General features: G+C 43.0%; 20 protein-coding genes. All 20 read left to right on the plus strand.

Translation table 11 applies throughout. The features are described from left to right. Positions 1–2: 2 nt before the first annotated feature. The 20 genes from rpsS (at position 3) to rpsM (ending at position 9,095) form a co-directional block, all read left to right on the plus strand. Positions 3–284, plus strand: a complete 282-nt coding sequence (gene rpsS / locus Q0394_RS03320; protein WP_002947116.1) for a 30S ribosomal protein S19 — start codon at positions 3–5, stop codon at positions 282–284. Between the two features lie 9 nt (positions 285–293). Continuing rightward, on the plus strand, positions 294–626 hold the full coding sequence (gene rplV, locus Q0394_RS03325) for a 50S ribosomal protein L22 (RefSeq protein WP_002947114.1): 333 nt from the start codon (positions 294–296) through the stop codon (positions 624–626). A gap of 1 nt (position 627) precedes the next feature. Further along, positions 628–1,329, plus strand: a complete 702-nt coding sequence (rpsC, locus tag Q0394_RS03330) for a 30S ribosomal protein S3 (protein WP_009494829.1) — start codon at positions 628–630, stop codon at positions 1,327–1,329. A gap of 2 nt (positions 1,330–1,331) precedes the next feature. Beyond that, the gene (gene rplP, locus Q0394_RS03335; RefSeq protein ID WP_002947109.1) at positions 1,332–1,757 is read left to right on the plus strand and encodes a 50S ribosomal protein L16; all 426 of its coding nucleotides are present in this window, start codon (positions 1,332–1,334) and stop codon (positions 1,755–1,757) included. Further along, the gene (rpmC, locus tag Q0394_RS03340; protein WP_002953667.1) at positions 1,744–1,929 is read left to right on the plus strand and encodes a 50S ribosomal protein L29; all 186 of its coding nucleotides are present in this window, start codon (positions 1,744–1,746) and stop codon (positions 1,927–1,929) included. Before rplP ends, rpmC begins: the two co-directional genes overlap by 14 nt. A 10-nt stretch (positions 1,930–1,939) precedes the next feature. Continuing rightward, positions 1,940–2,191, plus strand: coding sequence for a 30S ribosomal protein S17 (rpsQ, locus tag Q0394_RS03345; protein WP_009494830.1), 252 nt, complete (start codon positions 1,940–1,942; stop codon positions 2,189–2,191). Further along, positions 2,191–2,559, plus strand: a complete 369-nt coding sequence (gene rplN, locus Q0394_RS03350; RefSeq protein ID WP_002947105.1) for a 50S ribosomal protein L14 — start codon at positions 2,191–2,193, stop codon at positions 2,557–2,559. Before rpsQ ends, rplN begins: the two co-directional genes overlap by 1 nt. Next, positions 2,559–2,795, plus strand: coding sequence for a 50S ribosomal protein L24 (gene rplX / locus Q0394_RS03355; protein ID WP_002943173.1), 237 nt, complete (start codon positions 2,559–2,561; stop codon positions 2,793–2,795). The genes rplN and rplX overlap by 1 nt, the downstream gene beginning before the upstream one ends. Positions 2,796–2,797: 2 nt before the next feature. Next, entirely contained in the window at positions 2,798–3,343 is a 546-nt protein-coding gene (rplE, locus tag Q0394_RS03360; protein WP_002953670.1) for a 50S ribosomal protein L5, read from the plus strand. 1 nt (position 3,344) lies between these two features. After that, the gene (locus tag Q0394_RS03365; RefSeq protein ID WP_002943090.1) at positions 3,345–3,530 is read left to right on the plus strand and encodes a type Z 30S ribosomal protein S14; all 186 of its coding nucleotides are present in this window, start codon (positions 3,345–3,347) and stop codon (positions 3,528–3,530) included. A 9-nt stretch (positions 3,531–3,539) separates the two neighbouring features. Further along, on the plus strand, positions 3,540–3,935 hold the full coding sequence (rpsH, locus tag Q0394_RS03370) for a 30S ribosomal protein S8 (protein ID WP_002943159.1): 396 nt from the start codon (positions 3,540–3,542) through the stop codon (positions 3,933–3,935). Positions 3,936–4,319: 384 nt separating this feature from the next. Beyond that, positions 4,320–4,856, plus strand: coding sequence for a 50S ribosomal protein L6 (gene rplF, locus Q0394_RS03375; RefSeq protein WP_002943347.1), 537 nt, complete (start codon positions 4,320–4,322; stop codon positions 4,854–4,856). A gap of 10 nt (positions 4,857–4,866) precedes the next feature. Beyond that, on the plus strand, positions 4,867–5,223 hold the full coding sequence (gene rplR / locus Q0394_RS03380; RefSeq protein ID WP_298945553.1) for a 50S ribosomal protein L18: 357 nt from the start codon (positions 4,867–4,869) through the stop codon (positions 5,221–5,223). Between the two features lie 11 nt (positions 5,224–5,234). Beyond that, positions 5,235–5,678, plus strand: a complete 444-nt coding sequence (gene rpsE / locus Q0394_RS03385; protein WP_298945555.1) for a 30S ribosomal protein S5 — start codon at positions 5,235–5,237, stop codon at positions 5,676–5,678. A gap of 9 nt (positions 5,679–5,687) precedes the next feature. Then, positions 5,688–6,089 carry a 50S ribosomal protein L15 gene (gene rplO / locus Q0394_RS03390; protein ID WP_122862337.1) on the plus strand — a complete coding sequence of 134 codons (402 nt, stop codon included), beginning with the start codon at positions 5,688–5,690 and terminating at the stop codon, positions 6,087–6,089. Further along, positions 6,089–7,351 carry a preprotein translocase subunit SecY gene (gene secY / locus Q0394_RS03395; protein ID WP_002953674.1) on the plus strand — a complete coding sequence of 421 codons (1,263 nt, stop codon included), beginning with the start codon at positions 6,089–6,091 and terminating at the stop codon, positions 7,349–7,351. The genes rplO and secY overlap by 1 nt, the downstream gene beginning before the upstream one ends. After that, positions 7,351–8,109: a type I methionyl aminopeptidase gene (gene map / locus Q0394_RS03400; protein ID WP_009494838.1), complete on the plus strand. Its 759-nt coding sequence runs from the start codon at positions 7,351–7,353 to the stop codon at positions 8,107–8,109. The genes secY and map overlap by 1 nt, the downstream gene beginning before the upstream one ends. A 125-nt stretch (positions 8,110–8,234) precedes the next feature. Then, on the plus strand, positions 8,235–8,453 hold the full coding sequence (gene infA, locus Q0394_RS03405; protein ID WP_002943098.1) for a translation initiation factor IF-1: 219 nt from the start codon (positions 8,235–8,237) through the stop codon (positions 8,451–8,453). A gap of 156 nt (positions 8,454–8,609) precedes the next feature. After that, positions 8,610–8,723, plus strand: a complete 114-nt coding sequence (rpmJ, locus tag Q0394_RS03410; RefSeq protein WP_002947091.1) for a 50S ribosomal protein L36 — start codon at positions 8,610–8,612, stop codon at positions 8,721–8,723. A gap of 3 nt (positions 8,724–8,726) precedes the next feature. Next, positions 8,727–9,095, plus strand: a complete 369-nt coding sequence (rpsM, locus tag Q0394_RS03415) for a 30S ribosomal protein S13 (protein ID WP_002943382.1) — start codon at positions 8,727–8,729, stop codon at positions 9,093–9,095. Position 9,096 lies beyond the last annotated feature (1 nt).

The following is a 9,096-nucleotide window of genomic DNA, read 5'->3' on the forward strand; positions in this document are numbered from 1 at the left end:
AGATGGCAAGATCACTCAAAAAAGGACCTTTTGTCGATGAGCATGTAATGAAAAAAGTCGTTGCCGCTAAAAAAGCTAACGACAACAAGCCGATAAAAACATGGTCTAGACGCAGCACGATAGTGCCTGAAATGATAGGCCTAACGTTTAACGTTCATAACGGCAAGAGCTTCATTCCAGTATACGTTACGGAAAACCACATCGGATATAAACTAGGCGAATTTGCTCCTACGCGCACATTTAAGGGTCACAAAGGCTCAGTGCAAAAGAAAATCGGTAAGTAAGGGGATAAGATGAGCAAATCAATTATTAAATTCGTAAGATTATCTCCGACTAAAGCCAGACTAATCGCAAGAGAAGTACAAGGTATGAACGCAGAATTTGCACTAGCTAGCCTTAGCTTTATGCCAAACCGCGGCGCCAAATTTATCGCTACGGCTATCAGCTCTGCGGTAGCTAACGGTGGATTTGAGCCTGAAGAGGTTATCGTGACAAGCTGCCGCGTGGATGCAGGCCCAGTATTAAAAAGATTTAGACCGCGAGCGAGAGGAAGCGCAAGCAGAATCCGCAAACCGACTTCTCATATCTTAGTAGAAGTATCTAAACCTGAAAAGAAGGAAGCGTAATATGGGTCAGAAAGTAAATCCGATAGGTCTAAGACTAGGAATAAACCGCAACTGGGAGTCAAGATGGTTTCCTGCTAAAGGAACTTTGGCTGAAAATATCGGCGAAGACTACAAAATTCGCGCTTTCTTGAAAAAGAAACTTTACTACGCGGGCGTTTCTCAAATTTTGATCGAGAGAACCGCTAAGAAAATTCGTGTAACCGTCGTAGCAGCTCGCCCTGGTATTATCATCGGCAAAAAGGGCTCTGACGTAGAGAAGCTTAAAGAGGATATCCAAAAGCTGATCAACAAAGAAGTAAACGTAAATATCAAAGAAGAAAGAAAAGCTCAAGCTTCGGCTCAGCTAGCTGCGGAAAACGTAGCTATGCAGCTTGAAAAACGCGTTGCATTTAGACGTGCGATGAAAAAAGTTATCCAAGGCGCTCAAAAATCAGGTGCTAAAGGTATCAAAATTTCAGTTGCTGGACGTCTTGGCGGCGCTGAGATCGCTAGAACCGAGTGGTACTTAGAGGGTCGCGTTCCGCTTCACACTCTAAGAGCTAAGATCGATTACGGCGTTGCCGAAGCGCATACGACTTATGGAAACATAGGTATAAAAGTGTGGATATTTAAAGGTGAGGTTCTTCAAAAAGGCGTTCAACCTGAAAAGAACGAAGAAGAAAAAGCCGATAAAAAACCGCGCAGAGCAAGAAGAGGTAAATAATCATGTTGATGCCAAAACGAACTAAATTTCGCAAACAGATGAAAGGCAGAAACCGCGGTAAAGCTACTCGCGGCGCTGATCTTGCTATGGGCGAGATCGGAATAAAAGCCGTAGAAGCAGGCCGCGTAAATTCGCGCCAGATCGAAGCGGCTCGTGTGGCTCTAACCCGCCACGTAAAACGCCAGGCTAAAACTTGGATCAGAGTTTTCCCAGATAAGCCGTTAACTAAAAAACCTCTACAAACTCGTATGGGTAAAGGTAAAGCCGGAGTCGAAGAGTGGGTTATGAATATAAAACCAGGTCGTATAATAGTTGAAATGGCGGGCGTAGATGAGGAATTAGCGCGTGAAGCTCTAACTCTAGCCATCCACAAACTTCCGTTTAAGACTAAAATCGTAACGCGAGAGAGTGAAAATGAAATATACTGATATTAAAGACAAAAGCGTTGCAGAACTTAACGCGTTATTGAAAGAGAAAAAGGTGCTTTTATTTACTTTAAGACAAAAGCTAAAAACTATGCAGCTAAGCAACCCTAACGAGATTAGCGCCGTCCGCAAGGAAATAGCGCAAATCAACACTGCAATTAGCGCTTCAAAGTAAGGGGTGAGAAATGGCATTAAAAAGAGAAATTCAAGGTGTCGTTTTACAAAAGGCCGGCGATAAGACGGCTACGATTTTGGTTGAGAGACGCGTTATGCACCCAAGATACCACAAATTCGTAAAACGCTTTAAAAAATATATGATTCACGACGAAAAGAACGAAACAAAAGCGGGCGATACGGTCGTGGCTATCGAATGCAGACCGCTAAGCGCGAGAAAATCTTTCCGCTTAAAGACTATTTTAGCGACGGGGGTTGAGTAATGATACAATCTTTTACGAGGCTTACGGTCGCCGACAATAGCGGCGCGAAAGAGCTAATGTGTATTAAGGTTTTGGGCGGCAGCAAGAGAAGATACGCGACGCTTGGCGACGTTATCATCTGCTCGGTCAAAAAGGCGCTTCCAAATGGTAAGATCAAAAAAGGTCAAGTGGTAAAAGCGGTCGTCGTTAGAACTAAAAAAGAGGTTCAAAGAGATAACGGCTCGCTAATCCGTTTCGACGAAAACGCAGCCGTCATCCTAGATAACAAACGCGAGCCTATCGGTACTCGTATCTTTGGACCGGTCGGCCGTGAGGTTAGATACGCTAACTTTATGAAAATCGTTTCGCTTGCTCCGGAGGTGTTATAATGGCTAACGTTAAATTTAAAGTAAAAAAAGGCGATACCGTTAAGATCATCGCAGGCGACGACAAAGGTAAAACAGGTAAAATTTTATCCGTCCTAGCCAAAAAAGGACAAGTCATCGTCGAGGGCTGCAAGGTAGCTAAAAAAGCTATAAAACCTAGCGAAAAGACCCCAAACGGCGGCTTTATCAATAAAGAGATGCCTATTGATATCTCAAATGTTGCAAAAGTTGAGGGCTGAAAATGAATAGATTAAAAGCTAAATATAACGAGGTCGTAAAGCCTGCTTTGGCTAAAGAATTCGACATCAAAAATCCTATGCTAATCCCTGCGATCGAAAAGATCGTGATAAGCGTAGGCGCTGGCGAATCTGCTAAAGATCAAAAGCAACTTCAAAATATCGCCGATACTATTTCGCTAATCGCTGGACAAAAAGCCGTAGTTACCGACGCTAAAAAATCGGTTGCGGGCTTTAAAGTGCGCGAGGGTTTCCCTGTCGGCGTAAAAGTAACGCTTAGAAAAGAGAATATGTTTGCGTTTTTAGACAAACTAATCTCTATCGCGCTACCGAGAGTTAAAGACTTTAGAGGCCTTCCAAAAGACGGCTTTGACGGACGCGGAAACTACAACTTCGGCCTTGACGAGCAGCTAATGTTTCCAGAGGTCGAGTACGATAAGATTTTACGCACTCACGGTATGAATATAGTTATAGTCACGACGACGAACAGCGACAAAGAGGCATTCAAATTGCTTGAGCTATTTGGTTTGCCGTTTGCGAAAGGAAAGTAATATGGCGAAAAAATCAATGATAGCAAAGGCTGCCAGAAAGCCTAAATTTACGGTTCGCGGCTATACGAGATGCCAAATTTGCGGACGTCCGCATTCGGTTTATAAAGATTTTGGAATTTGCCGCGTATGCCTAAGAAAAATGGCTAACGAGGGACTAATCCCGGGTCTAAAAAAAGCAAGCTGGTAAGGAAGAGAAATGTTAAACGACTTAATTTCAGACGGACTAACTCGCATTAGAAACGCCGCAATGAGAAGACTTGAAACTACAAAGCTTCTTCATTCAAACGTCGTCGAGGCTACTTTATCTATCCTTGCGGCTAAAGGCTATATCGAGAGCTACAACGTCGTAGAAGAAGATAAAAAGAAATTTATAAACGTAGTTTTAAAATACGACGAGCACGGTAGAAGCGTGATTAACGAGCTTAAGCGCGTATCAAGCCCGGGTCGCCGCGTTTATAAGGGAAAAGACGAGATCAAGAGATTTAAAAACGGCTACGGAACGATCATCGTTAGCACCAGCAAGGGCGTTTTAAGCAACGAAGACGCTCACAAAGCTGGCGTAGGCGGGGAAATCCTCTGCTCTGTGTGGTAATTGTCTAAAACGCTACGGGGCAGCGTTTTAGATTACTTTGAAATGAAATTTGACTAGGCATCTTTTTGTAGTTTATAAAATTTACAAAAAATTTTCGCCGTCAAATTTATAAAATTTAAAAACGGAAGCTTAAATTTAAAAAGCTTCCCAAATTTAGCTTGGCTTGCAAATTTACCCAAATTTGCCAAAGCTAAATTTAAAAACGACGATGTCAAATTTGACGTTAAATTTTGGAAAAAAACTCCAAAAAACAAGTCAAATTTGATGAGAAAATTAAAGTGTTTGAAGCGGTTCTTTATCGCTTCGATTCATTTCTATTTTTATGGTATTGCGGTATCCATTCGTAAAAGTAGACATACCCTAGACAAGTAAAAAAGGAAAAAAATGTCACGTATAGGAAAACAGCCGATAGCTATTCCAAGCGGAGTAGAGGTCAGCGTAGAAGGCAACGTCCTTAAATTTAAAAAAGGCGCTCATTTAAAAGAGCTTGACACAAAAGGGCACGTAGATGTTAAAGTTGAAGATGCTCACATAGTATTTTCTCCAAAGAGCGACGAGAGACAAGATAGAGCCTACTGGGGCACCTATAGAGCGCTTGCAAACAATATCGTCATCGGCATCACAAAAGGTTTTGTTCGTCAGCTTGAGATCAACGGCGTCGGCTACAAAGCCGCTGCTAAAGGCCAAGTACTTGAGCTTACTTTAGGATTTTCTCACCCGATAAATCACGAAGTGCCAAAAGGCGTTGAAATCAGCGTAGAGAAAAACATCATCACTATAAAAGGCGACGATAAGCAAGTGGTTGGTCAGATCGCAGCTCAAGTCAGGGCGTATAGACCGCCTGAACCATATAAGGGCAAAGGCGTTAAATACGTAGAAGAGCGCATCATCCGCAAAGCCGGTAAGACATCTAAGAAGTAAGGGATAGATAATGACAGCAAATGTATTAAAAAGAAAACTCGCTCTTAGAATCAAGAGAAAAAGAAGAATCAGAGCCAAAATTTCCGGCACTGCGGTATTGCCTAGAATTTCTATCTTCAAGTCAAACAGAACTCTTTACGTCCAAGCTATCGATGACGTAGCAGCCGTAACTCTAGCGGCGGCAGACGGCAGAAAACTAGGCGTAAAAGCAAACAAAGAAGGCGCCGTAACTTTGGCTAAAGAATTTGCAAAAACTCTAAAAGCTAAAAAAATAGAAGCGGCATTATTCGACAGAAACGGCTATTTGTATCACGGCGTTATAGCGGCTTTTGCAGACGCATTACGTGAAAACGGTATCAAACTATAAGGAAAATCGCTATGGAAAAATATAACAGAGAAGAATTCGAAGAAGTAATGGTTGATATCGGCCGCGTTACAAAGGTCGTAAAAGGCGGTCGTAGATTTAGATTTACGGCTCTTGTCGTAGTAGGAAACAGAAACGGCCTAGTGGGCTTTGGCTTCGGTAAAGCAAAAGAGGTGCCGGACGCTATGAGAAAAGCCGTCGACGACGCGTTTAAAAACATCATCGAGGTAAAAAGAAAAGGCTCGACTATACCTCACGACATAGAGGTTAAATTTAACGCTAGCCGCGTTTTGCTTCGCCCTGCTAGCGAAGGTACGGGCGTGATCGCGGGCGGTAGCGCTCGTCCTATTTTAGAGCTTGCGGGCATCAAGGATATCCTAACGAAATCGCTTGGCTCAAACAACTCGGCAAACGTCGTTCGCGCTACTTTAAAAGCGCTAAGTATGCTTAAAGGCTAAGGAGAAGATATGGGACTAGAAAATTTAAAACCCGCCGAGGGCTCGACTAGACAAACCAAAAGACTAGGTCGCGGTCAAGGTAGCGGTCAAGGTAAAACCGCAGGCAAAGGACACAAAGGCCAAAGAGCTAGAAAAGGCTACAACGAGAAAAGAGGCTTCGAGGGCGGTCAGCAGCCGCTTCAAAGACGCCTTCCGAAAGTAGGCTTTACGTCCAAATTTGAAAAACCTTACGTAATCAACGTAGAAAAAATCGTTGCGGTAAAAGAGCTAAGCGAGATCACCATCGCTACTATCGCTACCGTACACAAAATTTCAAGCAGCGTCAAGAAAATCAAATTGATCGGAGTGAGCGCGAAAGATTTGGCTTCGAAAATCAAAGACGAGAACGTAACCGTTAGCGGACGTGCGTAATGAATAAGACATTGACCAACAAGATTTTAATCACGTTGGCATTTTTATTTGCTTACAGGATACTGGCATACGTGCCGGTTCCTGGCGTAAACGTCAATGTTATTAAAGAGTTTTTCGATTCGAATTCCGCAAATGCGCTTGGACTATTTAATATGTTCAGCGGTAAGGCCGCAGAGCGCCTCAGTATCATCTCTCTAGGCATTATGCCATATATCACGGCATCTATCATCATGGAGCTTTTAGCGGCTACTTTCCCAAATTTAGGCAAGATGAAAAAAGACCGCGACGGCATGCAAAAATATATGCAAATCATCCGCTATGCCACTATCGGTATCACGCTTGTTCAAGCAGTGGGCGTTAGTATGGGGCTTCAGAGCCTTCACGGTAGAGGCGGAGAGGACGCGATAATGATAGATATGAATTTATTTATCGCGATTGCGGCAGCTTCGATGTTAACTGGAACTATGCTTTTGATGTGGATAGGCGAGCAGATCACTCAGCGCGGTATCGGCAACGGTATCAGCCTTATCATCTTTGCGGGCATCGTTAGCGGCATACCTTCAGCCATCGGCGGAACGGTAAATTTGGTAAATACGGGCGAGATGAACTTCCTCGTGGTTATCGTAATTTTGCTTGTTATCTTGGTCACGGTAGGCATAGTTATCTACGTCGAGATGGGCGAGAGGCGTGTACCGGTGAGCTATTCGCGTAAGGTAGTGATGGAAAATCAAAACAAACGCATTATGAACTATATACCTATCAAAGTAAATTTAAGCGGCGTTATTCCTCCGATTTTCGCCAGTGCGATTTTGATGTTCCCAAGCACCATTTTGCAGGCCAGCACAAATCCTTATATCCAAGCTATTCACGATTTTTTAAATCCAAATAGCTATTTTTTCAACTTTTTAACATTTTTACTGGTCGTATTTTTTGCATATTTTTACGCTTCGATAGCGTTTAACGCAAAAGATATCAGCGAAAATTTAAAAAGACAGGGCGGCTTTATTCCAGGCATTAGACCGGGCGAGGGTACGGCAGGCTATCTAAACGAGGTCGCATCAAGATTAACTTTTAGCGGCGCGATTTACCTCGGGCTTATCTCAACGCTTCCTTGGGTGCTCGTTAAAATTATGGGCGTTCCGTTTTATTTCGGCGGCACGTCTGTGCTGATCGTAGTTTCTGTTGCGCTTGATACGATGCGAAGGATAGAAGCTCAAATTTATATGAACAAATATCAAACTCTAAGTGCGGTAGGCTTGTAATGGCTATAACCATTATGCAACCAAACGACATAGAGAAAATGCGAGCGGCGAATAAAATCGTCGCTCAAACCCTCGACTACGTGGAAAGCGTGATCAAGCCCGGTATCTCACTGCTCGAAATAGATAAAATTTGCGACGACATGATAAGGGCTGCGGGTGCAAAGCCAGCGTTTAAGGGGCTTTATGGCTTTCCAAACGCAGCTTGCATAAGCGTAAACGAAGTAGTCATCCATGGTATCCCGAATGAATACAAACTACAAGAAGGCGACATCGTAAGCGTCGATATCGGTTCAAATTTAAACGGATATTTCGGCGACTCGGCGAGGACTTGGGGTGTGGGTCAAATTTCTCGCGAGGACGAAAAACTGATCGCTTGCGCTAAAGACGCGTTATACTTTGCGATAGATACCGTAAAAGCGGGAATGCACTTTAAAGAGCTTAGTTTTGAAATCGAGAAATTTATAAGAGCTCGCGGATTCGTTCCGTTAACTGGATTTTGCGGTCACGGCATCGGTAGACGCCCGCACGAAGATCCGCAAATTTTAAATTATTTAGAAGGCGGGAGCCCAAAATCCGGACCAAAAATCAAAAACGGAATGGTATTTTGCGTGGAGCCGATGATCTGCCAAAAAGACGGTACTCCGGTGATCGGTCCTGACAAATGGAAAGTAACCAGTAAAGACGGACTAAGAACCAGCCACTACGAGCACTGCATGGCAGTCGTGAACGGACGTGCGGAGATTTTAAGCCTAGCGTAAAATTTTAAAATTTACAAGTTGTTTGTGCGACTTGTAAATTTTAAAATTTTAATTTGTGGTGAGTTAAAATTTTAATTTCAAACTTCCGTCAAACGGCGAAAGTAAATTTAACAAAAAGGAGTTAAGTGGCTAAAGACGACGTCATAGAGATTGACGGAAACGTCATCGAGGCGCTGCCAAACGCGACGTTTAAGGTCGAGCTCGACAACAAACATGTGATTTTGTGTCATATTGCGGGCAAGATGAGGATGCATTATATTAAGATAATGCCGGGGGACCGCGTAAAGGTGGAACTAACGCCTTACAGTCTAGATAAGGGTAGGATAATTTACCGCCATAAGTAAATTAAAAGCTAAATTTGGCTATACTCAACCCTTTGCGACAAATTGCTGTATGAAGAATTGTTTTCAAAGCCCACCACTTGTTTTGAAAATAGTTGGTTTAAAATTTCGTTAAACCTGATGCAGCCTAAAAGTGGAATAAATTTTTAGGAGACTAGAATGAAAGTTCGTCCTTCTGTAAAGAAGATGTGTGACAAATGCAAAATTGTCAAGCGCCAAGGCGTAGTTCGCATAATCTGCGAAAATCCAAAACATAAACAAAGACAAGGATAAAGCATGGCACGTATCGCAGGTGTAGATTTACCAAAGAAAAAGAGAATCGAATACGGTTTGACCTATATTTACGGTATCGGTCTTCACAAATCTCGTCAAATTTTGGATGCTACCAAAATTTCTTACGATAAAAGAGTAAACGATCTAACCGAAGACGAAGCTGCGGCTATCCGCAAAGAGATCCAAGAGAACCACGTAGTGGAAGGCGACCTTAGAAAAAGCGTCGCTATGGATATCAAGGCTCTTATGGACTTAGGAAGCTACCGCGGTCTAAGACACAGAAAAGGTCTTCCGGTGCGCGGTCAAAAGACTAAAACAAACGCTAGAACTAGAAAAGGCAAGCGCAAAACAGTCGGCGCTGCGACTAAATAAG

The organism is uncultured Campylobacter sp. (genome assembly GCF_938039205.1).
In the GTDB taxonomy this organism is placed as follows: domain Bacteria; phylum Campylobacterota; class Campylobacteria; order Campylobacterales; family Campylobacteraceae; genus Campylobacter_A.

Bases quoted from the DNA above. Each gene is read 5' to 3' on its own strand.
- map (WP_009494838.1), top strand. From the start codon at position 7,351: ATGGCTATAACCATTATGCAACCAAACGACATAGAGAAAATGCGAGCG.
- rplV (WP_002947114.1), top strand. From the start codon at position 294: ATGAGCAAATCAATTATTAAATTCGTAAGATTATCTCCGACTAAAGCC.
- rpsQ (WP_009494830.1), top strand. From the start codon at position 1,940: ATGGCATTAAAAAGAGAAATTCAAGGTGTCGTTTTACAAAAGGCCGGC.
- Q0394_RS03365 (WP_002943090.1), top strand. From the start codon at position 3,345: ATGGCGAAAAAATCAATGATAGCAAAGGCTGCCAGAAAGCCTAAATTT.
- rpsM (WP_002943382.1), top strand. From the start codon at position 8,727: ATGGCACGTATCGCAGGTGTAGATTTACCAAAGAAAAAGAGAATCGAA.
- rplX (WP_002943173.1), top strand. From the start codon at position 2,559: ATGGCTAACGTTAAATTTAAAGTAAAAAAAGGCGATACCGTTAAGATC.
- rpsS (WP_002947116.1), top strand. From the start codon at position 3: ATGGCAAGATCACTCAAAAAAGGACCTTTTGTCGATGAGCATGTAATG.
- rplE (WP_002953670.1), top strand. From the start codon at position 2,798: ATGAATAGATTAAAAGCTAAATATAACGAGGTCGTAAAGCCTGCTTTG.
- rpsE (WP_298945555.1), top strand. From the start codon at position 5,235: ATGGAAAAATATAACAGAGAAGAATTCGAAGAAGTAATGGTTGATATC.
- rplP (WP_002947109.1), top strand. From the start codon at position 1,332: ATGTTGATGCCAAAACGAACTAAATTTCGCAAACAGATGAAAGGCAGA.
- rplO (WP_122862337.1), top strand. From the start codon at position 5,688: ATGGGACTAGAAAATTTAAAACCCGCCGAGGGCTCGACTAGACAAACC.
- rplN (WP_002947105.1), top strand. From the start codon at position 2,191: ATGATACAATCTTTTACGAGGCTTACGGTCGCCGACAATAGCGGCGCG.
- rpsC (WP_009494829.1), top strand. From the start codon at position 628: ATGGGTCAGAAAGTAAATCCGATAGGTCTAAGACTAGGAATAAACCGC.
- rpsH (WP_002943159.1), top strand. From the start codon at position 3,540: ATGTTAAACGACTTAATTTCAGACGGACTAACTCGCATTAGAAACGCC.
- rpmC (WP_002953667.1), top strand. From the start codon at position 1,744: ATGAAATATACTGATATTAAAGACAAAAGCGTTGCAGAACTTAACGCG.
- rplF (WP_002943347.1), top strand. From the start codon at position 4,320: ATGTCACGTATAGGAAAACAGCCGATAGCTATTCCAAGCGGAGTAGAG.
- rplR (WP_298945553.1), top strand. From the start codon at position 4,867: ATGACAGCAAATGTATTAAAAAGAAAACTCGCTCTTAGAATCAAGAGA.
- secY (WP_002953674.1), top strand. From the start codon at position 6,089: ATGAATAAGACATTGACCAACAAGATTTTAATCACGTTGGCATTTTTA.
- rpmJ (WP_002947091.1), top strand. From the start codon at position 8,610: ATGAAAGTTCGTCCTTCTGTAAAGAAGATGTGTGACAAATGCAAAATT.